The organism is Ochrobactrum sp. BTU1 (assembly GCA_018798825.1).
GTDB lineage: Bacteria > Pseudomonadota > Alphaproteobacteria > Rhizobiales > Rhizobiaceae > Brucella.
In genome coordinates, this window is the sequence record CP076357.1 from 110,940 (window position 1) to 133,899 (window position 22,960).

The window sequence follows — 22,960 nt, forward strand, 5'->3', positions numbered from 1 at the left end:
CAACGATGGAGAGCACAGCCTTTCTTGCGTTGTGCTTTCCTATTTTTGCGTATGCATCCCGGCTCCAATAGCGGGGAGTAGATGACAGACATTGCCTTTCGGAAAGCCGGAAACATCGAATGAAAATGAGAGAAGCGCTAGCGCGGTTTCGCTACAACAGGATACCGGACCATCTCGCCGGAGAAATTCTCGTTAAGAACTGGGCCGATAATCTGGTTCCGTTTGTCTTTCTTATCGCGGTGGTTGGAATTTTCGGTGTGCTTGTTCCAGGCTTCTTTACCGCGGGCAGTCTCCTTGATACATCACGGCAACTGGGAGAGTTTCTGATTGTCGTTATCGGTCTAACGGTGGTTATCATCGGAGGCGGGATCGATCTGTCGGTAGGGTCTATTTTCGCTCTAGCAGCTTTTGCCGCACTCGCCATCATCTACATTGGGGAGGGGCCTGTCTGGCTTGCATTTATCGCCGCGATCGGAGTGGGGGCATTGTTTGGTGCGTTCAATGGTTTCCTCATTGGTTATCTTCGTCTGCGCGCATTTCTCACAACCCTTGTTACGCTCATCATCGGTCGTTCGATTTATGATATTCTGATCATTCACTACGGTAAACAGATCCAAAGCTCTGCAGTCTATTCTGATAGCTTTGACTGGATGGGTATGGGTACCCTATGGGGCCTTCCTGTGAGTGCGCTGATCGCTCTGCTTTTTACGGCGTTCGCACATCTGATCATTACCCGATCGCGCATTGGCTGGCACATCAGTGCAGTTGGCGGCGCTCGACGTTCTGCATTCAATATCGGCATTCCAGTGCGGCGTACAGTTTTCCTGACCTATGTTGTTTGCGGAGGTGCGTGTGGCATAGCCGGTTATCTGTTTGCTGCAAGGCTGTCTGGAGCCGGGCCAGGAACGGGGCTTGGGTTGGAATTGCTGGCATTGACAGCTGCTGTTGTGGGCGGAAACAGTCTTGGTGGTGGACGTGGTTCCATTGCAAAGGGCTTTATGGGTGCTGTTGCCGTTCTGCTCATCAACAACGGATTAATACGCATCGGGGCGGGAACGGGTACCAATCAGATGATACTGGGATTGTTGCTGGCTCTTGCGATCGTTTTCGACGTTCGATGGCTCAAGAACCGCCACAAGGTCGTGTCTGAGGTTTATGTGGCACCTGTGCACCATCGGATGCAATCGGCCGTGTCGGCGATTCCCGGATCGGGCACGCCATACGCGCTTAACAATTCACTGGCGAGTGCTGAAGCGATCGGTATTGGTGAAGTCGAGGGTCCGGAAGATGTAGTTCTGGATCGGGACGATAATCTTTATGCGGGCACCCGACATGGTGAAATCGTGCGTTATTTTGCACCTGATTATAAGCGATCTGAGATATTTGCTCATATTGGCGGCTTTCCGCTGGGGTTGGCCATCGACCGTGACGGATCGATAAAGTCGTGCGTGGGTGCTATGGGTTTGTACTCTGTTGCACAGAATGGGGTGGTCAGTGAATTATCAACGGAGACTGGCCGCTCCCTTTTTTCCGTTATTGACGATGCGCGTCTGCGTGATCCGAATGATTGCGACATAGATCGTCATGGTCGGGTCTGGTTTACGGATTCAACGACGCGTTATGATGCGCACGACTGGGCTCTGGATTCAATTGAGAGCCGACCCACCGGACGTTTGTTGGTTTTTGATCCAAAGACCGGCAAAACACGGACAGTCCTTAAAAACCTCCGCTATGCCAATGGCGTTTGCATAGCCCATGACGGCGAGTCGCTATTCCTGGCGGAATCGTGGGCGTGCTCGGTTCATCGCTACTGGATTGAGGGACCAAAGGCGGGCACCCTCGAAACAGTTATCCGCGACATGCCGGGCTATCCAGATAATATCAATCGTGCCTCCGATGGCACTTACTGGATGGCGTGGCTGGGTATGCGCACACCAAGTTTCGATCTTGCGTTGCGCAATCCCGCGATGCGCAAACGCATGACGCGGCGTCTTCCGCAGGATGATTGGCTGTTTCCCAATATCAACACGGGTGGTGTTGTGAAATTTGATGAAACTGGCGCTGTTGTTGCAACACTTGGCGATATTGGCGGTGCAAGCCACCCAATGGTGACATCCATGCGTGAGCACAAAGGCTTTCTCTATATTGGCGGTATCCTCAATAACCGGATTGGTCGCATCCGGATTGACGGAGCTGATCCTGACTGGACAGGCTGGAACTCTTATTGGAACGGTGCAAAATGAGTTTCATTGACCGCCTTTTTGATCCCTTCCGTGGCAAGGCAATTACGATTCCTCCCTATGACGGTGCATACAAACCAAATAGTGCGCTTGATGATGCCCCTGTAGTCCATTCGCATAAAGAGCCGGATAATCTCGTTCTTTGGTCGGGAGAGCCTGTATTTTCATCCGGTGCTTCGGTGTTCAAAATTACTGGCGCCACAGTGCAGAAGATCGCTTGTTACGATGCCGAAATCTCCGCGCTGGCGGCGCTTTCCGATGACGCGCTCATTGTTGCGCTTGATAGCGGCAAGCTTCTCGTCCATGGTGGTGTCCATGACGGCAAGACCTTCGACCGACTCGGATCAACCAATCTTTGCTGTCCAACTGCTGTGTCGGTGATTGACGCGACAACCATCGCCGTAACAGTGGGCTCTGCCACATATGCGCCGTCTGACTGGGTTGTGGCTCTCATGACCAAACAGGCGAGCGGATCTGTGTGGACACTTGATATTGTCTCTGGAAAAGCCTGTCTTCTGGCAGACAAGCTTGCATGGCCATCGGGCGTTCAGGCTCACCGTGATGGCTCGATCCACGTCAGTGAGGCTTTTGCACACCGCATTATTCGCATCGACGCCAGAACGGGATTAGTTCCGGTTCTGACCAGAATTCCGGGTTACCCGGGGAAACTGTCGCCTGCTCAAAATGATGGTTTCTGGCTATCTGTCTTTGCACCGCGAAATCGTCTGATCGAGTTTGTATTGCAGGAGAAAGCCTTCCGTCGCGATATGCTTGCAACGATTGAGCGCGAGTATTGGATTGCTCCCGCCCTATCTGCTGGCTCCGACTTTCTTGCGCCATTGCAATGCGGCTCGGTTCGCACGATGGGCGTACATAAGCCTTGGGCGCCATCGCGTTCATACGGTCTGGCAGTTCTGCTCGATAGCCAATACCTGCCGGAGCAAAGTTTTCATAGCCGTTCTGATGGAACCCGCCACGGATTGACATCGATACTGAATGTGGGCTCGTCGGTGCTTGCAACCTTGAAGGGAGCTGATTTGATTATCGAGCTCGGTAACGGTGATGGACAATGACAGTTTTGCTGGAAACCAAAGCGATCACGAAGTCATATCACGGCAATGTGGCCGTTAATGCAGTTGATTTCGACCTTCACTCGAGTGAAGTGCATGCGCTAATTGGAGAAAATGGAGCCGGAAAATCGACGCTGAGCAAATTGATTGCCGGTGTAGTTGAGCCGAGTTCGGGCAAGCTTATCCTGGACGCAAAGGAAGTGCAGTTTTCAGGCCCTGCCGATGCTTTGCGAAATGGTATCGCAATGGTGTTTCAGGAAACGAGCCTTGTACCCTCGATGACTGTTGCCCAGAACCTCTATCTCGGTGATGAGAAGGCATTCAATCGTTTGCGCGGTATTACTATTGCGGCACAACAATTCCTTCAATCGCTAAATTTTACAGTTGATCCCACTGCCAATGTTTCAACGCTTGGTGCTGCAAAACGTCAGATGGTAGAGATTGCGCGCGCAGTGCGGTTGAATGCCAGGATCATCATTTTTGATGAACCAACCGCCACTCTGACACCCGAAGAGCGCAAACATTTCTTCGCGCTTATCAGACGATTAAAAAAACGCGGGGTGACTATTGTCTTCATCAGCCACGCCCTGGAGGAAGCACTGCTCATCTCGGACCGCATCACTGTCATGCGTGACGGTCAGAAAGTGATCACGGACAAGACGGTCCATCTGAACCAGGCAAAGATCGTTCAGGCAATGATCGGTCGCAAACCTGTCGAGGGTTCTCAGCTACGCAGGGCAATTCGCACTGGTGGTCGGCGAATTCTTTCGGTAGAAGATGTGTCTATGGGGGCGATGGTTCGCAATACATCCTTCTCAGTATTCGAGGGACAGACGACTGGCATTTTCGGGCTTGTTGGTTCTGGCAGAACAGAAACGGCGAAGATCATTGCCGGAGTTTTCAAACGCAATTTTCTGCGTGGCGGAACCATCGAGTACCGCGGACAGCCGGTGCGTTACACAACGCCGCGTGATGCCGTGCGGGACGGGATCGTTTATGTCACCGAAGACCGCAAAGTCGATGGCTTCTTTGAAACCATGTCAATCGCTGAAAATCTCTATGCGGGACTTCTGGCTGCTGGTTTAGAGCGACTGCCTGTTGTGAGCTACAAGGAAATGAAGGTGCTCGCTGATACTTGGAGAGGTAAGCTCGCCATCAGGAGTATTGATTCAAAAGCTCAGGTTATTGAACTTTCGGGCGGCAATCAGCAGAAGGTTGTCATCAGCAAAGCGCTTGTGCAGAAGCCCAAACTCATTATCTTTGATGAGCCGACACGGGGCGTTGATGTGGGAGCTATTGCGGAGATCCACAGCCTGATCGAAGGTCTTGCAGATCAGGGGCTGGCTGTTATAGTTATCTCATCGTATCTGCCAGAAATTTTGGCCCTTTCTGATCGCATTCTGGTTTGTCGCCAGGGGCGAATTGTTGAAGAATTTTCACCACTTGCGGTCACTGAGAAAGACATTATGTTTGCTGCGGTGCACTGATGAAGTTTTGAGCAGAAACGTGTTGTTTACGCGGCAAAAAAATCGGAACTGTTTTCCAGGGCCCTCTTTCTAGTCTCAATCCGCCTTATACAATTGGACGGCAACTCATCGAGACTATACGCCGCCATTTTTCCCTCTCGCAATCGGTTGCACGTAACCACGCAATAGGGCTTCTGCGGAGGTTCGAATTGCGGATGCCGAACGAAGGCTTGATACTTATCCGCACGAGTTTTCCGGCGGACAAAGACAACGCATTGCCATCGCAAGAGCACTTGCCAGCCGTCCACGTTTCATCATTTGCGATGAACCGACATCAGCACTCGACGTCTCGGTTCAGGCCCAGGTTCTGGATTTGATGACCTCGCTGCAGATTGAATTTAATCTTACTTTTCTGCTAGTAAGCCACAATTTAGCAGTTGTGAGGCAGATGGCAGGTCGTGTTGGCATTTTGCGCCATGGTGTTCTGTAGAACAGGGTGCGGTGGAAAATGTCTTTGGGATTCCAACTCACGCTTAAACGAAAATGCTAATTGGTGCGGTACCTGATATTAACGAAGCACTGGTTAGGGAGAACTGGCATTATGACTGACTGGGTCTTTGCCCGCATTCCGATTTAACTGCTTTGCTTCGTTGTCATGAACAGATTGCTGGCCATGAAGTCAACGAACCCCCGAATTTTGGGTGATAAATATCTGTTCGTGGGCCATAAAACACGGAAGATGCCTGTTTCAATTATGTATTCATCGAGTATCGGAACCAGCTTGCGTTCTGCAAACTGCTGTTCGACTGCAAAGCTTGGCAAGCATGTGATCCCAAAGCCGCCTTCCGCGAGGTGAATAAGCGGTTCCAGAGTGCTGGCGGCAGTCGTCACAGGTAGTGTAATTCGGATATCGGTTTGACCTACTATCAGTGGCCACGGTTCCAGTTTTCCCGAATTTGCATAGCGATGATGCATACATCTATGATGTAGAAGATCCTCGGGTATAACAGGCGTGCCGTTTTGCTTGAGGTATTCTGGTGAAGCGACAATCCGATGTTTAAACGTTCCAAGCTTACGGCTCATTAGTCTCGTATCACGAATTTCGCCTGTTCGCACGACAGCATCAAACCCTTCCTCAATCACGTCAACCAAACGATCCGTGGTGCCCAGTTGGAAGCAGCCATTCGCGCATCGGGCAATCATGATCGTGCGATCTATTTCCGGATCGGTCGAGGTCGGTATCCAGTTGTTTACGACAAGAATATGACTTTCACTTTTGGCAAGGCACATGAACACCTTCAAGGGGAAGAGCTGACGATCATTGCTTGCGGTATGGCTGTTCACGGCGCGCTTGAGGCTGCCCGTGTGATGAATGCCAAGGGTCGCTCTATCGGGGTGATCGACATGGCGTCAATCAAACCGTTAGACCGGGAGTCGATCCTCTCTGCTGCGGTGCGTTCTAAGAAACTGATGACCGTGGAGGAACACAACGTAGTGGGTGGGCTCGGCGCTGCTGTTGCCGAAGTTCTGGCTGACGAAGGCGCGGGTGTGAAACTCAAACGTCATGGAATCTATGACGAATGTAGTCTTATTGCGCCGCCCTCCCACCTCTATGCGCACTACAAGCTGGATAGTGAAGGTATTCGCAGCGTTGCGGAACAGTTTTTGACGGAGAACTGACGCGCTCGACCAGCACCAATTCCTCCGATTTGGTTGCGTGGTTTTACTTTGCTCCTTGTCTCTTCGCTGATTGTGGTTGTAGAGCAACATAGACATTCAAAGGCCGATGCTATCTGTCGTGACAGAGGATGAGAGGGTCAGTCTCCTATCCGGTGTAAGTCATTTGTGTCCAAAATTCGACCAGAATAGCTGTTCTGCGCAAAATGCTGAAAACGATGCGCGCCGCCAACGATGATCTACGCGCTAATTGTGATCGCTAGCATGCGTTGGAGACCCGCCTTTGGGGGAAGCGGCTTGCGAGTTAGCTTTTACTTTGGATATATAATTATATTAATAAGGAACATAGAATTCCTTATTAATATTTATTGTATAAAATATTTATATATTAAGTCCCATGTGATGGATAAAATAAATGGAGACAATAATGAAATAAGATATAACCACTTTCTATCTACCTCTAATCCATATGGGTAAAAAAGAATTATTAATGAATTCATTAATAACCAAGGCAAGTTATATATTAATGCTTGCATAATAATAAAACATAATATTACTTATTACCACGACCACCGCTATCTCCGCCCCCTTTCTCGCGACCGCCGCTAATTGAGGATGATCCGCCGCCACAATCCCCCATAGGAGTGAATCTACCCCAATCTGGCTCTCCCCCATTATTGATGCTGTTTTCAATAGAGTTGCCTGCTCCCCATCCGGCGAGGGCTCCTAATGCACCTCCTATTCTGCCTCCCCAAGGCCCGCCAAGAGCGGAGCCTGCTGCATTTCCCGCAACACCTCCTGCAGCTGCACCAGTACGACCACCCCAGCCACTATTACCTCCATAGTTGGCACCATCTTTAGCATCCAAGCTTCCGCCGCCTGACACCATCATCATTTCTTCAATTGTCAATTCGCGCATAGCTACTCTCCCAATGCGGTTAAACACTGAGTAAGGATAGCAAGCATACAATTTGAAAAATATCCCAGCTTATGGGCCGCAATTTCAACGCTGACCGCGCTTCCGCGCCATTCAAACTCGTGATGGGAGGCGGGGGTAGCGTTGCCAGAGTAGGTATGAATTCACTCTACAGGCTCAGCCCATGATCATAAACCAGCCGCTTATGCTCCTGCTCGATCTGCTTCTGGCGCAGGAGTTCGGCTTCCTGCTGTAATCGGCCCTATCCTCAATCCGGAGGCCTTGCACCAGATCGCGGGCGCGCTCACTATAGCCGCTGAGGTCAAAGCCAACTGCAGCTTGTCGCACCCGTTCCGTCAGATTTTTCACATGGGCAATGGCATGTTCCAGCCCGTCACGCACGAGACACGCCAGTTCTGGGGACCTTTCTTTGATTTTCTGGGCTGCGAGACTGTTCCGCCGCCGCTCGACTACTGGTTCCACGTCGTCGCCACGCTCGTTGAGATACCAAGCCCCGCTAGATACCTGGGGTAACGGTTCCCGGTGCGGCCACCCCCCTCGCACCATCTGCTCAAATTCTGTATGCACATCACCCTGTGTCCCTGCAACATGTGCCAAATTAAACGCTTCATCGCGCTGAACCTTCAGCGTTCGATGGTCGCGCCCCCGAGGCCGTAGCTCTCCGGCGCTGCATTGAGGTCCAGCGTCCAAAGCTTCCGCCGGGCTTCCAGACGATGCCCCGCATTTCAATCCCGGTTAAGACCCTCCGGGCCGATCTCGCGCGTCGTCAGCAGAATTTGCGCATAATGATTGAGTTCATCGCCCTCACGACCCGGTGCGTGCTACGCAATATCCGTCACCATCCCGGCATCAACAAATGCCCGATGACAGAACCCGCGCACCGGCTCGACGCGTTGCTCGTGAGACAACAACCCATTCGGCAGCGCCAGCCGTAGTTCACGGGTAGCCTGAGATTTCCTGAGTGTCTCGGCCGCTTCTAACGCATTCCATGGCGCCGATCGGTCTTGTGTCCAGACCGGAGCTATGGATGGTCTAGGCATTTTCTGGCTCAAAGGGCGTGAAGACGCAGGGCTATCCCTGAAAGCCGCCACTCGTGAGAAATTCCGCTTCATCTGGCGTGGTCTCTCGTCCAAGTATGGAGTTTCGGTGCGGAAAACGACCGAACCGCTGTATGATGTTCCGGTGGCCCTCCGCATGCGACAGCCAGGGTTCTCCCAGCCTGCCGTTGAGAGCCACTGAGATGTCCTGGTCGGCCATTTCCTCCGAATGAGCGAACGGAAGACAGAAAAACAGGCGCAGATCTCCCGTAATGTGCTCCATGTGCCCCGCCGCCTTAGCGAACCGGGCATAGTGACGAGCAAGCGGATCCGTTGCATACATATGCCCGGTGCCACGAAATGCGTTGCGTGGGAACTGGTCAGTTAGGATGAGGAGTGCCAGTCCACCTTCAGGCGTTTTCATCCAGCTGTCATACTGTCTTTCGGCAACTTTCATATGGAGGTTGAGAAAACGTTCACGAAAGCTGCGATCGAAGTTCTTGTCCTTGTCGAACCATCTTCCCTGAGAACCGGCCTGCTTCCAGAAGCTGACAACATCCAAAAGCAGCTCTTGATCCCTGAGGCTTCGTTTTTCAGGCATGGCAATCATGATGATGTCTCCGAGCTACTGCGGTTGCCTTTAACATTTCCATGAATCAAGTCGCGGCCTGCATAAATTCCCCCGACCATCTCAATCTCTAAACGCTCGGTGTCGCGCTTACGGATATCAGCCATCAGTTCCATCGCCATTTCCGGCTCGTCACCAAGAACAACCAGCACTCGTTCCCCAAGAAGGAGTGCGGATTCGAGTGTTTCGCGAACCTGGTAGTTAACCCCTGCGTGAAGCAACTCAATGGCATGCTCGCGATCAACAGAGCGTGCCAAGACTGGCACGAGTGGAAACTCGTGTCGGGCAAGCTCAGCAATCGCGTTGGCGGCCTTTGCGTCGTTGACAGCGATGACGATCGCCTTCGCATGCTCTGCACCGGCGGCATGAAGGATGTCGAGGCGCGCACCATCACCATAATAGACTTTGAAGCCAAAATCCTCAGCGTTCCGGATCGCCTCGGTACTCGTCTCGATGATTGAAATCGAATGCCCCCGCGCCAATAGTGGCTGACTGACGATTTGTCCAAAGCGACCGAAGCCAATGAGCAGAACGTTGCCCGACAGCTCGTTGGCGACTTCAACTCCCTCCATTGACTGTGCTGTTTTTGGTAACAGCCGATCATGGAGGATAATCATCAATGGCGTCAGCACCATTGAGATAATGATAATCGCCGTCAGGTTGGCATTCCACTCGGCCGTCAGGATGCCGAATTGCGTGGCGGTCGCATAAAGTACGAAGGCGAATTCGCCGCCTTGAGCCATCAAAACCGTGCGCTCGATGGCTTCACGATTATCGGCTTTGAGTAATCTGGCAACCCCATAGATGACCGTCATCTTGAGGATCATGAAAGCGGGAACCGAAATCGCTATCACGGTCCAATTCGCTGCGATGATGTTGAGGTCAAGCGCCATTCCCACGCCAAGGAAGAACAGCCCTAGAAGTAATCCCCGGAATGGTTCGACATCGGCCTCGAGCTGATGGCGAAAGGAAGACTCCGACAAGAGCACGCCGGCAAGGAACGCGCCCATCGCCATGGAGAGCCCCCCCGCCTGCATGAGCACGGCAGATCCCAGCACGACCAGTAGAGCGGCCGCCGTCATCACCTCGCGTGCACCGAAGCGGGCGAGCAGGCGAAACATCGGATCGAGCAGATAACGGCCTGCCAATACGAGTGCCGCGATGGCAGCAAGACCGATAGCAACACCCATCAGACGGTCGCCAACCGTCGCCTCGGCCCCTCCCGGCGCGAGAAACGCTACTAGCGCGAGCAGCGGCACGATGGCCAGATCCTCCAGTAGAAGGATTGCAATGATGCGTCTTGCCTTGGGCAATCCCATCTCGCCGCGCTCTTGCAACATTTGCATCACAATGGCTGTCGAGGTCAGCACGAATCCAGTACCAGCAACGAAACTCGCTGATGTCGGATAGCCAAGCGCAATACCGACCCATGCAAGTGCGGCGATGGCGACGCCCACCTGCAATAGGCCGAGGCCGAAAATCTCCCCGCGCATCGCCCATAGGCGTGATGGTTGCATTTCAAGGCCGATGATGAACAGGAACAACACAACGCCCAGTTCAGCAACATGAATGATGGATTGTGCATCATGGAAGAAGCCGAGACCGAACGGGCCGATTGCAAGACCAGCTGCCAAGTAACCGAGGACTGAGCCGAGCCCCGCCCGGCGGAACAGCGGTACGGCAACTACTGCGGCTGCAAGAAGAACAACGACGGCGAACAGATCAACGCCGCCATGATGAGCCGCTTGTGCGGCCTGGGTAACAGTTTCAGCGGCCATAGGCTTAGTTTTCTCTATTTTGCAGGGATGCGGAATTCCGTGATCAGCCCGTCCACGATCGTCACATAAGCTTCGCTGCGGCCATTGAAGACGCGGCTCTGCCAATCGAACACAATATGGGTGGTATTTTCAGTAGTAACCGCTTCGAGAATCGTCATTCGGGCATTAGCACCGATGGCGTCTGAACGTGCCCACGACCGCACTCCGTCGGCTCCAGTGAGGATGCGACCCCAGTCATTGACGATGCCGACGGGAGAAAAAGCAGCAACAAACGCATCTTCGTCACCTGCATTTATCGCATTGGCACCAGATTGAAGGGCTGGTGGGAGAATGATCGACATGGTTGCTCTTCCTTGTTGGTTAGCAGGTAAATTCAGCGGGGCGATTTCCACGAGTTGCCATATCGCTATCGCCGACAGGGTCGCAGGCACCGCAAAGACGACGAAAAGAATCGATAATTCTCGCGTCACTGTATTGCCCGACCGGGTAACGCCAATCCACATATTCAACAGAGCGATAGCAAGCCAAACTAGAATAAAAAGCTCTCCGCCTGAGATTTTGCCTAGGAGCAAAAACACGCAGAGCAGCAGGATTCCGCCTGCTATGACGAGTAGTACCCGCATTAGGGCGTTCTCCTCTAAGGTCGGTGCGAGACCGAGAAGCCACTTCATACTAGGCCACAAACTACGCCAGAGACATTGCTGCTACTGACAATTGCCACACGAATTTGGCTGCCGATACGCCGTTGAAAGAAGGCGCTTCGAATGTCCCTGCGTCTGTTCAGCCAATTGCTTTCAACACTCTGCTGGGTGGTTTGAAAAAACGATGCCTCCATTACCCTGCTGTTATTCTTCGAAAAACCATTTCGATATCTTCCATCACAGGCTGTCAATAAGTAACGGTTACAACAATTTCGATTAACTCCCTGCGCGGGCCGCTGACGGAGCAAAGATTTCTATTGAGCGGATAAAGGCACTCTCATCTTCGTGCTTATGGCGGCGCGATGATGACAGAGGCGCACCAGCATAGTTGAAAGAGCCTGTGGGCACTGTCCAAGCTATATCGGATCTACGAGAGAACCGTCGCTATGCAGAAAGACCGGACCTGTGTTGCTGAAGTTCCCACCGCACCAAGGAACAAAAGCAACCGTACTTCTTACTGGAAACGCGGCGATCACCCGCACTTATCACGTTCATCATCGCAATGCTGGTTCCGGCGCTGTGGCATCTCTTGACTACCTGAAGACAAAGGTGACCAGGCCACACGTTGTCGCCAAAAAATGCCGTTCAGGGTAGAGAGTAGCCGGTTCCTCAAGAACTTACAGCGATTCCTGTCTAAGGCGCAGTGAGCGTACCAATAAAATATCGAGATCCGAATGTTTCCAGCCTCTCGGCCTTTCGTGTACGGGAAGAGCCAGATTTGCCTTCATCAATTAGAGACGATCGGGCTCGATATCAACGTGCTTTCTAAGGCACGGTAGTGAAAATCGAGCCGGTTAGCTTATTTTGCTGCCGCAGCTAGGAAACCGCAAAGTCCTTTGCGCGCCACCGACGTGCTCATCGTCTGCCCCACTTTGAGTGTGAAGATAGCGTCAACGCGTATGCCCTTGCCCTGCTTACGAGCGGTCACGCGCAAGGTCTGCATGCGACCCGATCCAGATCCATCTTGAAAGGCGTCAATGGACGAGAGCTGCTTGTTGATCGTGATGCCAGAAAAGCCGTCGGCTGCGATGGCTTGTGCCATACGCTGCAAGGCATCCGACGATTTGATACCAGTAAAGCTTTGTGTCGCGCGATAGACAGTCGGAGTTAAGAGCGGAACTCCCTCTGACTTAAAGCTTTGCTCACACGTAGCAGCAAAGCCCCCACCGGTTGCCATAAGGGTCAACAGACCCGTAATCAGAAACATTCGCATTCAAACTTCCTCCAAATAGACCGAAACCCCACCGTTGGTGACGATCACAACAGCATGCAGATCAAAAATACAATAAGCGCGTCGTCAAAATAGCGTTGATAATCTTCGCTTATACGATCGCGATTTGGGCGTACGGAGAAGACAGCGGTGGATGTTTCCGATTTTTCGCGGAATTTGCCTGAGATTAGCGACGATTGTTAGAATCGAGATGCCGGATCTCCACACGGCAATGCTGGTAATCGATCCTTCCAGGAGCAATGAAAGGAACTAGCGGTCAAGCAGATGAGCATTCTGCCAGGAACAGCTTGGCCCTGCAGTTTGCGACTTAAAGATATAAACATTTCTTTATGTGCTATTGACATTTTGCGTCCGATACAGGAAAGTTACCTGGCCTAGGTTCTCCGGTCGTCTCTTAGATGTGCCGGGGCTAAGAGGGAAGTTGGTGCCCCAGACTATTGGGAAAGCCGACGCTGCCCCCGCAACTGTAAGCGGCAAGCTGATGTCCAGAATGTCACTGGGGTTCTCCCTGGGAAGACGGAGAGAAGCAATGACCCGCGAGCCAGGAGACCTGCCTTCGCAAAGTAACGTCCACGGGCGGGGTGTCCCGGTGTGCCGTAGCGAAGGCCGCGTAGCGGTCCCTATTGCTATGAGTTCGCTGACCCATGCCCCCAACTTTTTGGGGTGAGTCATGTCTCAAACCGCAATTCCGGTCGCCGCGAGCGGCGAGCCATATGTTAATCGTCAACCGATCACGAGGCGTGACGATTTCACGTTTCATCTAAATTTCCATCGTTTTGATGAGAACTATCTGCCCTCAACCAACACGCGTGTAACGACCAACTTTGCAAATTTAGCCAGGGGGAGGAACCGCCAGGAGAACCTTAGTAACGCGCTGAGAATGATTGATAATCGGTTCAACGCTCTGGCGCATTGGGATAATACCGATGGCAATCGCTATAGGGTTGAACTCGAAATCATCTCGGTCGAGATGAATATTGATGCGGAAGGCAACTCGGATGCTTTCCCACTGATAGAGATATTGAAAGCCAATATCGTTGATCAAAAGACTGGCGAACAGATCGAAGGCATTGTTGGAAACAACTTCTCTTCTTATGTTCGAGATTACGACTTTAGCGTCGTTCTGCCCGAATATAACAAGGGGCGCTCCACGTTCAGCATTCCAGATGACTTCGGCGACCTGCATGGAAAGCTATTCAAATGTTTTCTAAAGTCGAATGCGTATAAAGAGCATTTTCGCAAGCCACCAGTCATCTGCTTAAGCGCTTCTAGCAGTAAGACATATCACCGGACTGGTAACTATCATCCGGTGCTGGGTGTAGAGTATCGGCAAAACGAATTATCTTTGACTGATCAATATTTTAAAAAAATGGGGTTGCAGGTCCGCTTCTTCATGCCGCCAAACAGTGTTGCGCCATTCGCTTTCTATTTTGTTGGCAACCTCCTTGATGACTATACCAATCTTGAGCTTATCGGAACAATCAGCACGATGGAGACTTTTCAAAAGATCTATCGGCCCGAGATTTACAATGCCAATTCGGTAGCTGGGGCTTGCTTTCGGCCAAGCCTTAAACACGAGGACTACTCACTGACACGTGTTGTCTATGATCGCGAAGAGCGAAGCCGATTGGCTGTTAAGCAGGGCATATTCGCTCAGGAACAATTCATGACGCCGTATAAGACCGTACTTGAGCAATGGTCTGCCAATTACACGCTTTGATGAGCCAAAAGATAAGGTTATCTATCATGAAAAGACTATTGCCCACGTCGACCGCCGGCAGTTTACCAAAGCCTTCCTGGCTTGCAGAACCTGAAAAACTTTGGTCGCCTTGGAAGTTACAGGATGAGGAACTGATCGCTGGCAAGCAGGATGCTCTGCGCTTATCCTTGGACGATCAACGACAGGCGGGCATCGATATAGTCAGTGACGGCGAACAGACGCGTCAGCATTTTGTCACAACATTTATCGAGCACCTTGACGGTGTTGATTTTCAAAAGCGAGAAACAGTCAGAATCCGCAATCGCTATGATGCGAGTGTACCGACAGTCGTTGGAGCCGTGTCCCGTCCAAAACCGGTTTTTGTCGATGATGCGAAGTTCCTACGTCAGCAAACCCAGCAGCCCATTAAATGGGCGTTGCCGGGGCCTATGACGATGATCGATACGCTTTATGATGCCCACTATAAGAGCCGTGAGAAACTAGCCTGGGAGTTCGCAAAGATACTCAATGAAGAAGCTAAAGAACTGGAGGTTGCCGGCGTAGATATTATCCAATTCGATGAGCCAGCATTCAACGTGTTCTTTGATGATGTCAATGATTGGGGCGTTGCTACCCTTGAGAGGGCAATCGAGGGTCTCAAATGCGAAACGGCAGTTCATATTTGCTATGGATACGGAATTAAGGCTAATACTGATTGGAAAAAGACCCTTGGTTCCGAATGGCGTCAATATGAGGAATCCTTCCCCAAACTGCAGAAATCCAATATCGATCTGATCTCGCTGGAATGTCAAAACTCACATGTTCCGATAGATCTGATAGAACTCCTTCGAGGCAAGAAGGTGATGGTGGGCGCCATTGATGTTGCGACCCAAACCGTTGAGACGCCGGAGGAAGTTGCCAGCACTTTGCGAAAGGCACTTCAGTTTGTTGATGCAGACAAACTATATCCATGCACCAATTGCGGCATGGCACCATTGCCTCGGCAAGTGGCACGAAGGAAATTAAGTGCATTGAGTACGGGTGCTGAAATTATCAGAAAAGAGCTTTCGACCTAACTTTCCATCAGATACCAGAGGTCGACATTATCCTTATGAGCCACCGCTTCGACAATGGAGATATAGCTGCGTTTGGCAATGTCATGTCCCGCCTTGGCTCCATTCACGGTGTTATAACGGTATATGAAGCCAAGCGTTGCGGTCTCAGACCGTCAACAAATACCAGAGCGGTGAGAGCCTTCATTCACGGGTGCCGTCGGATATTATTCTTTCCAGTTTCAACGTACAAGAGACGACGAGGATGTCGTCGTCTCTTCAGTGTCCCCACTAGATGGGGCGAGTTTGGTTCGACATATCTGATAGGAGCGGGAGCTCTTTACAAAAGCCAACACAATGAAGCTGATACTTTCCAGGCGGTCGTGTCCTACTTGTCGCTTTCAGCAACAAGAGCGAGTGCACGGACCGGAGAGCCGGTGCCATTGACAAATTTCAACGGCGCCGCGATCAGGATCGCACCTTTTGCAGGCAACTGATCTAGGTTACTCAGGCTTGCCAGACCGTAACGGTTTGCCTTGTGCATAAGATTATGCGCGGGAAACGGAGGGTGCATGGTGCCAGCGGATCCTGCGTCAGTACCTACTGTTTCCTGCCCCCATCCGATTATGCCTTTCGAAAGAAGGTACTCGATTGCATCGACCGTAGGACCGGGAGAGTGAGGGCCGTTTTCATCGGCATTCAAAAATGTGTCAGCCGACCCATTGCGCTTGTACCAATCCGTACGCATTAGAACCCACGAACCTGCTTCGATTTCACCGTGCTCTGCTTCCCATTCCTTGATGCTCTCAACCGTCAGCAGATAATCGGCGTCGGCGGTTGCCTGAGCCGACCGGTCAATAACGTTTAAAGGGGCAACAAAGTTCTGCGGCGGGATCGTGTCGGTAGTATTGCCAGAATGATCTTTTCCGGTAATCCAGTGACAAGGGGCATCGAAATGGGTGCCGGTATGTTCGCCAAGCTCCATCCAGTTCCAGGCCCAGAAGGGCCCGTCTTGATCATATTGGCTAATAGTGTGAACTTTAACATTTGGCGTGTTTTTGCCGAATTGGGGAGGAAGGTAAAGGACAGGTGTATCCGGACCGAGTGGCGCGGTGATGTCAACAACCTTGACAGCACCAGACAATAGTCCAAACGCGAGGCTGGCAAGCGCAGATGTATCGTTCATGCAATCCCCATTTCGTCCTGAGCCGGCGCCGGCATTATTGTGCGGTCCTTTATGAACCGGTCTCTTTCGGACGTTCGTTCAAAGCCTATGTCAAGGAATATGCTCTTGCAAGTATCTTACCTGTAAAAACTTCTATCAATCTTTCTGTCGAAGAAGGGTTTTGGCTAAGAAGCCATGTATTCCGGCAATTTAAAGCCGCTTGAACGCGCCGAGATTGGTGACGAGACCTCGTGCAAAGTAACGCGAATATATGCATTCAAGTATAAAATCATGAACCACTAAAAATAGAGTTGCTTGCGCCAGGGCATTCTCGCCGGTTTGCCTGCGCTAGGGGCAGGCTATTGTGTGATGCGTCGCCCAATAATTGGCAAGGATGCGGTGATGCGGTTGATTTAGGCTTGAAATATCCGTTGCTTGGCGCAATTCTCGCAAATTGCAGCGCAACGATATCTACCGGGGCAGTAGAATATGGATCTCGAATTTATAGTCACCGAAGTCGATGAAGGCGAAAAGCAAGAGCTGCGTCTTTGGTTACGCATGCTGGCAACAACTCGACTAATCTCACAGGAGATTCGCCGCCGTTTACGCAATGAGTTTGGAGTTACGCTGCCTCAGTTTGACATTCTTGCGCAGCTCTACCGGGAACCGGATGGTTTACGACTAGGGGAGCTTTCGCGCCGGGCCATGGTGACGAATGGCAACATCACAGGTTTAGTTGAACGACTGGAAAGCGACGGGCTCGTGCGACGGGAGACACCTGGTGCCGACAGGCGCGTTACTGTCGCGCGCTTGACAGATTCGGGGCAGACGGTGTTCGCAAAGATGGCGAGTGTCCACGAAAGCTGGTTGCGTGATCTGATGGCGGAGGTCGACCGGGACACCATCGCGTCGCTGTTAAGCGACATGAAACTTGTCAAGAATTCGGTGGGTAATCACCTTATCGATGATGATGAAGAATAGTGTTGAATGTCACTTCGAGGATTTGAATTAGCTGCGATATTCGTGATTTTCGAGCTGAGAATCTTCGCAAAAAAAGAATAGGAACAAGAGGTTATAGAGAGCGAAATCATTCTGCGCGCGCAGAAATAGCGCGGAAATTTTTTCGCTTGCTTATTTGATCAAATGATCTTTAGATATATTCATCTTGGATCGCTCTTACCGTTTGAAGGCGCGTTGATGCGGTCGGTTTGGGACATGAAATGAAGACGATGGGATGGAAGTTGCACAGCCGATTGCGCTGCTGACCATGGTAACGGAAGCAGGTTCCTCTACACGCTCGCGTGTGGCTGAGACACAGAGATAACAGGAAAGATAGATAGATGGTCCGCCTTGCCAAACGCATAACCGAAAGCTCCAAAAAATCCTTTGGCATGTATGCGCGGGCGGCGGGGCTTGGTGCGGACGCCGGTGATCTCATCCATATGGAGCTTGGAAGTCCCCATGCCGATACACCGCTTCATATCAAGAAGGCGACCGTTAATGCCTTGATGGCGGGCGATGTCCACTACTCACATCTTCAGGGAATTCCCAAACTGCGCGAAGCACTGGCGGCCCGTCTTTGTGAAAAAAATGGAATGGATGTTTCGGCATCCGACGTTGTTGTAACCAACGGGTTGACCCACGCATCCTTCGCAGCTTTTATGGCGCTGCTGGACCCAGGAGATGAAGTTATCCTGCTGGAGCCATACTATCCCCAACATATTGGCAAGATAGAACTTGCTGGAGCCATACCTGTACTGGCACCCCTCGATGCGAATGACCGCTTTTCGATCAAGGCGGATTTGATCGAACCAAAGATCACAGATCGCACAAAAATGATTGTTTTGATCAATCCGTGTAACCCCACGGGACGGGTCTACAGTCTCAAGGAGTTGGAGGTTTTGGCAGATATTGCTCGCCGCCATGATTTGGTGGTGGTCGCTGATGAGGTTTACGAAGATATTCTGTTCGATGGTGTTCGCCATGTTTCGATCGCTTCATTGCCTGGCATGAAGGAACGAACGATATCAATGTTCGCATTTACCAAAAGCTTTGCGATGGACGGCTGGCGACTTGGGTATCTCACCGCACCCTCGCACATGATCGAAGGCATTCTGAAGATCACCACAAACGACGTCACACACGTGAACACCTTTATTCAGGCGGGCGCTCTGGCCGCAATATCCGGTCCGAAAGAAATATTGGCTGAACTGGTGGGCGACGACAAGTTGAAGCGCGACATCGTTGTATCAAGGTTAAACCAGATGTCGGGTGTCACCTGCGATTGGCCACAAGGTACTATTTACGCGTTTCCAAAAATCGCTGCATTGGGAGTTAAATCGCAGGATATGGCTGAACGCATTATGACGGAAGCGGGTGTCGTACTGGAAGCGGGGAGCTTTTACGGAGCCTGTGGCGAAGGACATTTGCGCGTCTGTTTTGGTTCACAATCACTTGCACGCGTCAACGAGGCCATGGATCGCCTTCAACGGTTCTTTGGATCTCTTTGAGGAACTGGGGCCAGATATCTGCCGTTTGGTTGCGCAGACTAAGGCAATTATAGTTGAAACTTAAAATACCATATGAACAAATAATCAAAATGGTCGGCAAGGTGGAAGCAGGAACTTCTACCGGAAAGAAACGACCCATAGAGGGAATAAAAATATGATGATTTCTCGGCGTAGTTTTCTGGTTCTGACAAGTCTTGCGGGCGCTGTTGCGATGAGTTCTGCATCGCTTGCTGCCGACGCGCTTAATATCGGTGCTTATCCAAGCAACCCCCCTTTCGAGTTTAAGAATGCAGATGGGACATTCGAAGGCTTCGAAATCGATATTGCGAAGGAAGCAGCAAAACGCGCAGGCCTGGAGCCGGAAATTGCCGACTACGGGTTTCAAGCGCTGTTTGCTGCCACGACTTCGCGTCGCATCGACGTGGCGGTTTCGTCAATTACGATCACGCCGGAACGCCTGAAGTCGCAGTCCTTCACCCAACCCTATTATGATTCAGATATTGGGGTTGCTACCAAAACCGATAGTGCCGTAACAGGATTGGCCGATTTGAAGGGCAAGACGGTTGGTGCCCTTTCTGGTTCCACGGGCGAGAAATGGGTTAAGGATAACAAGGATGCCAAAGGCTTCGCCGATATCAAAGGCTACAACTCGCAACAGGATTTGTTTCTTGATCTCGGTGCGGGCCGTATCGACGCAGTGATTTCCGATGTTCCGGGAATGGAGCACTTATTTCTTAAGTTGAAGGGCTTTGTTGTTAAGGATCGAATCCAGACCGGTGAGCAATACGGTCTGATGATGGCGAAGGACCATCCGCTGCTTGGCAAGCTCAACGATGCAATTTCTGCCATGAAGAAGGAAGGTGTTACTGCAGCCATTCATAAAAAATGGTTCGGTACCGATCCTGCAGCTGGTTCCTCGACAGTGACAGTCGCGCCGATCCCAAAACCATAATCTTTTGAAGCCATTCTTCTGACGTTGGTGACAGATGGGTCGCATTCGCAGGATCGGCCCATCTTCGACCGTAACTGGTCAAAATGGCCGGTCGTGCGCTCCCAGGATTGCCTGCGAAGGACGCCAATATGACATTCGTTGAAACCTTTCTGAACTCCGAAGTTCTAGCATCAAGCCTGCCGGCGCTGGGACGTGGTCTTCTCAACACGTTTCTTATCGGCATCGCCAGCATATTCTTTGGTATTCTGTCTGGCTTGCTGATCAGCATTATTCGTCTATACGGCCCAAAGTTACTTCGCTATCTCGCGGTCGCCTACATCGATGTATTCCGCGCCATGCCAGTTTTGGTCGTGCTGATCCTGATCTATTATGCACTTCCATTCATCGGCATACGCCTGTCTGCCTGGACCTCAGCAATCATGGCATTTTCCATGGTTATGGCGGCATACTCGGCAGAAGTGTTCCGGTCGGGCATCGAAAGTGTACCGCGCGGTCAGTTCGAAGCCGCGTCGGCACTTGGAATTTCATTTCCTGTTACGCTTTGGAAAGTGGTTTTACCGCAGGCGATCCGTATCATCATTCCGCCAACGACCAGCAATTGTGTGTCTATGTTCAAGGATACTGCACTGGCCTCTACTGTGGCTTTGCCCGAGCTTCTGAAGGAAGCCCAGGACGCTCAAGCGCTTTATGCCAATCCTACGCCGTTGATTGGCGCCGCACTAATCTATCTCATCATTCTGCTGCCACTGGTGCGGCTTGTGGCGCTTCTTGAGGCGCGCTTCAAAAAGGAAAAAGTCCGATAGGTACAATCTAGGTTTACGGCAGACATCGGCAACATCAACATGGCAGGCATCAATATGAGCGGTTATTTTCTCTATCATTCGATAGGTACCTTTCCCGGTAAGGCGGAAAAAGTCAAAACGGCACTCGAACGTTATTCAGATATATGGTCAGCAGAAAATGACGAGCAATGGCCAGAGATGTTGGCACAGCGCGGGCATTTCATCCAAAGTTGGGAGCGTTTGATTGGCGCTCCTGCAGGAACCATGACCACTGCGGAGAACGTAACGCTCGCCCTTTATAGTTTGATCGGCGCGCTGCCTGAAGAGTTACTGCGCGGTCGCCGAATTCTGGCGGCTGGCGATTGCTTTCCGAGCCTACATTTTTTGCTGGCTGGCTTGCAGGCGCGGTTGGGATTTACACTGCAAACCGTGCCGATGAGACAGGGCGAAAGTTTTGTGCGCGACGAGGATTTCATCGACGCTTGGGGCAGTGATGTTGCGATTGCACTGACAACATGGGTTTCTTCCACGACATCCAAGCTTGTCGACCTCGACCTGATCAGTAAACACGGTAGGCAGCACGGAACAATCATTATTGCCGATGTGACGCAGGGCGTGGGAATTCGTCCCTTTTCTGTCGGTGAACTTGATGTCGTTGTCGGTTCGTCTCTTAAATGGCTTTGTGGAAGTTCAGGAGCAGGGGCGATCTATGTCCGCCCGCAATTACTGACGACCTGCAAGCCTGAATTGCGTGGGTGGTTTAGCCAACCTAATCCCTTTTCATGGGATCTCGATAGTTTTACCTACGCCGATGATGCGCGGCGCTTCGATCACGGTACACCTGCTGTTCTGGCAGCGATAGCGTCGCAAGCAGGGCTTGATTTTGTTTCGACGACCGGTGTCGATAACTTGGCCAGGCATAACGAAATATTGACAGGTACAATTGTGGACCGGGTGATTGCCAACTCTGCACTGACACTGATCTCCCCAGAAAAGTCTCAAGAGCGCGGCGGCAGCGTCATGGCACGAGCGGACACCGCTGAACGGGCAGCTGCTATCATGACCGGCTTGAAGGCTGAAGATTTTTACTGCGATTGTCGCGGTCGTATTTTGCGGTTTTCACCCGGGTCGGTGACCTCTGAGGGAGAAACGCAAGCCTTATGCGATGCGTTAGACAGGCTGGCCGTAGGCTAAGCATTCCTATTAGATGTCGATTTCTGCACGAACCTGTCGTTTTTATCTAATTTGTGCGACACCTGGTGATCCTATTGGCCGGTATAATGCTATAGTTGAGGAACACGGAGACAAGGAATTTGAAGCAAATGATCGGTGAACCCCGTCTGTTGAAGGTATCTTCGCGCGTAACCGTGCAAGATGGTGTCTACGAACAGCTTCGTCAGGCTTTGATGTGGGGTTCATTCGAACCGTCCCAGGCGGTAACGATCGCAGCACTTGCTGCAGAGTTCGGGACAAGCCATATGCCAGTACGCGAGGCATTGCGACGGCTGGCGGCGGAGAACGGTCTGGAAATTGCGCGTAACGGATCGGCACGCGTGCCCGATACGTCGCGGGAACGGCTGGATGATATCTGTCGGGTTCGTGTTGCCCTGGAAGGGCTTGCCACCGAACTTGCAACACCACGCATGCAAGCTTTAGACGTAGACCGTTGTCGGGCACTTGCACGAGAGCATGAAGCACTCGGTCACGATGGCAAAATCTACGAGATGTTGCGCAAGAACCAGGAGTTTCATTTCACGATTTATGAACTATCCGGGTCGGAAACTTTACCGCAGATGATTGAAACGCTGTGGTTGCGACTTGGGCCCTACATGCGTCTTCTTTCCAATCATGTTCGTCAAGAAGTTGATAAGGGCATTATCCATCCTTATTCAGCCTACCATTACGAAATGCTTGATGCCATTGGTGCTGGTGACGCAAAAAAGGCGGGCGGGCTTATGATCCAAGATATTGAAGCAACCCAACGGCTGTTGCAGAAACTCTGTTAGTAGCAGAGCCATTCATCCTGATGTGCAAT

General features: G+C 51.5%; 22 protein-coding genes and 1 riboswitch. Of the genes, 14 read left to right on the forward strand and 8 right to left on the reverse strand.

Translation table 11 applies throughout. The annotated features are described in order from the left end of the window. Positions 1-119 precede the first annotated feature (119 nt). The 4 genes from KMS41_24145 (at position 120) to KMS41_24160 (ending at position 5,266) form a co-directional block, all read left to right on the forward strand. Positions 120-2,243 (forward strand): SMP-30/gluconolactonase/LRE family protein, encoded by a 2,124-nt coding sequence (locus KMS41_24145; protein ID QWK81590.1) that lies wholly within the window; start codon positions 120-122, stop codon positions 2,241-2,243. Next, positions 2,240-3,313 carry a hypothetical protein gene (locus KMS41_24150; protein ID QWK81591.1) on the forward strand — a complete coding sequence of 358 codons (1,074 nt, stop codon included), beginning with the start codon at positions 2,240-2,242 and terminating at the stop codon, positions 3,311-3,313. Before KMS41_24145 ends, KMS41_24150 begins: the two co-directional genes overlap by 4 nt. Continuing rightward, a complete protein-coding gene (locus KMS41_24155) occupies positions 3,310-4,797 on the forward strand; it encodes a sugar ABC transporter ATP-binding protein (GenBank protein QWK81592.1) in 1,488 nt (495 codons plus the stop codon). Before KMS41_24150 ends, KMS41_24155 begins: the two co-directional genes overlap by 4 nt. Before the next feature lie 187 nt (positions 4,798-4,984). Further along, positions 4,985-5,266 carry an ATP-binding cassette domain-containing protein gene (locus KMS41_24160; protein ID QWK81839.1) on the forward strand — a complete coding sequence of 94 codons (282 nt, stop codon included), beginning with the start codon at positions 4,985-4,987 and terminating at the stop codon, positions 5,264-5,266. A gap of 143 nt (positions 5,267-5,409) precedes the next feature. Here the strand turns inward: KMS41_24160 and KMS41_24165 are convergent, their stop codons facing one another. Then, positions 5,410-6,066: a hypothetical protein gene (locus KMS41_24165; protein ID QWK81593.1), complete on the reverse strand. Its 657-nt coding sequence runs from the start codon at positions 6,064-6,066 to the stop codon at positions 5,410-5,412. Between KMS41_24165 and KMS41_24170 the strand changes: the two genes are divergently transcribed. Continuing rightward, entirely contained in the window at positions 6,040-6,456 is a 417-nt protein-coding gene (locus KMS41_24170) for a hypothetical protein (GenBank protein QWK81594.1), read from the forward strand. The two genes, KMS41_24165 and KMS41_24170, sit on opposite strands and share 27 nt — an antisense overlap. A gap of 550 nt (positions 6,457-7,006) precedes the next feature. Here KMS41_24170 and KMS41_24175 read toward each other — a convergent pair. After that, positions 7,007-7,372, reverse strand: a complete 366-nt coding sequence (locus KMS41_24175) for a hypothetical protein (GenBank protein ID QWK81595.1) — start codon at positions 7,370-7,372, stop codon at positions 7,007-7,009. A 279-nt stretch (positions 7,373-7,651) separates the two neighbouring features. Here KMS41_24175 and KMS41_24180 point away from each other — a divergent pair, with 279 nt between their 5' ends. After that, positions 7,652-7,903, forward strand: a complete 252-nt coding sequence (locus KMS41_24180) for a hypothetical protein (GenBank protein ID QWK81596.1) — start codon at positions 7,652-7,654, stop codon at positions 7,901-7,903. A gap of 308 nt (positions 7,904-8,211) precedes the next feature. Here KMS41_24180 and KMS41_24185 read toward each other — a convergent pair whose 3' ends face one another. From KMS41_24185 to KMS41_24205, 5 genes are all read right to left on the reverse strand, one after another. Beyond that, a complete protein-coding gene (locus KMS41_24185; protein ID QWK81597.1) occupies positions 8,212-8,430 on the reverse strand; it encodes a MobA/MobL family protein in 219 nt (72 codons plus the stop codon). A gap of 31 nt (positions 8,431-8,461) precedes the next feature. Further along, complete coding sequence (locus KMS41_24190) at positions 8,462-9,028, reverse strand: DUF924 family protein (GenBank protein ID QWK81840.1); 567 nt, start codon at positions 9,026-9,028, stop codon at positions 8,462-8,464. Positions 9,029-9,033: 5 nt separating this feature from the next. Next, positions 9,034-10,833 carry a monovalent cation:proton antiporter-2 (CPA2) family protein gene (locus KMS41_24195; GenBank protein ID QWK81598.1) on the reverse strand — a complete coding sequence of 600 codons (1,800 nt, stop codon included), beginning with the start codon at positions 10,831-10,833 and terminating at the stop codon, positions 9,034-9,036. 14 nt (positions 10,834-10,847) lie between these two features. Then, positions 10,848-11,504: a nuclear transport factor 2 family protein gene (locus KMS41_24200; GenBank protein ID QWK81599.1), complete on the reverse strand. Its 657-nt coding sequence runs from the start codon at positions 11,502-11,504 to the stop codon at positions 10,848-10,850. An 829-nt stretch (positions 11,505-12,333) separates the two neighbouring features. Continuing rightward, entirely contained in the window at positions 12,334-12,747 is a 414-nt protein-coding gene (locus KMS41_24205; GenBank protein ID QWK81600.1) for a hypothetical protein, read from the reverse strand. Between the two features lie 377 nt (positions 12,748-13,124). Next, positions 13,125-13,338, forward strand: a riboswitch (cobalamin riboswitch). Positions 13,339-13,435: 97 nt separating this feature from the next. On the opposite strand from KMS41_24205, the gene KMS41_24210 reads away from it, so the two are divergent. After that, positions 13,436-14,485, forward strand: coding sequence for a DUF1852 domain-containing protein (locus KMS41_24210; GenBank protein QWK81601.1), 1,050 nt, complete (start codon positions 13,436-13,438; stop codon positions 14,483-14,485). A 26-nt stretch (positions 14,486-14,511) separates the two neighbouring features. Further along, positions 14,512-15,540, forward strand: a complete 1,029-nt coding sequence (locus tag KMS41_24215) for a methionine synthase (GenBank protein ID QWK81841.1) — start codon at positions 14,512-14,514, stop codon at positions 15,538-15,540. A 364-nt stretch (positions 15,541-15,904) separates the two neighbouring features. On the opposite strand, the gene KMS41_24220 is transcribed toward KMS41_24215, so the two are convergent. Beyond that, positions 15,905-16,702 carry a cyclase family protein gene (locus KMS41_24220; GenBank protein ID QWK81602.1) on the reverse strand — a complete coding sequence of 266 codons (798 nt, stop codon included), beginning with the start codon at positions 16,700-16,702 and terminating at the stop codon, positions 15,905-15,907. Between the two features lie 468 nt (positions 16,703-17,170). Here KMS41_24220 and KMS41_24225 point away from each other — a divergent pair, with 468 nt between their 5' ends. The 6 genes from KMS41_24225 to KMS41_24250 all read left to right on the forward strand — a co-directional run bounded on the left by KMS41_24225 (position 17,171) and on the right by KMS41_24250 (position 22,931). After that, positions 17,171-17,662 carry a MarR family transcriptional regulator gene (locus tag KMS41_24225; GenBank protein QWK81603.1) on the forward strand — a complete coding sequence of 164 codons (492 nt, stop codon included), beginning with the start codon at positions 17,171-17,173 and terminating at the stop codon, positions 17,660-17,662. A gap of 359 nt (positions 17,663-18,021) precedes the next feature. Continuing rightward, a complete protein-coding gene (locus tag KMS41_24230) occupies positions 18,022-19,191 on the forward strand; it encodes an aminotransferase class I/II-fold pyridoxal phosphate-dependent enzyme (protein QWK81604.1) in 1,170 nt (389 codons plus the stop codon). A gap of 154 nt (positions 19,192-19,345) precedes the next feature. Then, complete coding sequence (locus tag KMS41_24235) at positions 19,346-20,143, forward strand: ABC transporter substrate-binding protein (protein ID QWK81605.1); 798 nt, start codon at positions 19,346-19,348, stop codon at positions 20,141-20,143. A 128-nt stretch (positions 20,144-20,271) separates the two neighbouring features. Next, positions 20,272-20,946 (forward strand): amino acid ABC transporter permease, encoded by a 675-nt coding sequence (locus tag KMS41_24240; GenBank protein QWK81606.1) that lies wholly within the window; start codon positions 20,272-20,274, stop codon positions 20,944-20,946. 54 nt (positions 20,947-21,000) lie between these two features. After that, complete coding sequence (locus tag KMS41_24245) at positions 21,001-22,119, forward strand: aminotransferase class V-fold PLP-dependent enzyme (protein QWK81607.1); 1,119 nt, start codon at positions 21,001-21,003, stop codon at positions 22,117-22,119. 128 nt (positions 22,120-22,247) lie between these two features. Further along, positions 22,248-22,931, forward strand: a complete 684-nt coding sequence (locus KMS41_24250) for a GntR family transcriptional regulator (protein QWK81608.1) — start codon at positions 22,248-22,250, stop codon at positions 22,929-22,931. Positions 22,932-22,960: the final 29 nt, after the last annotated feature.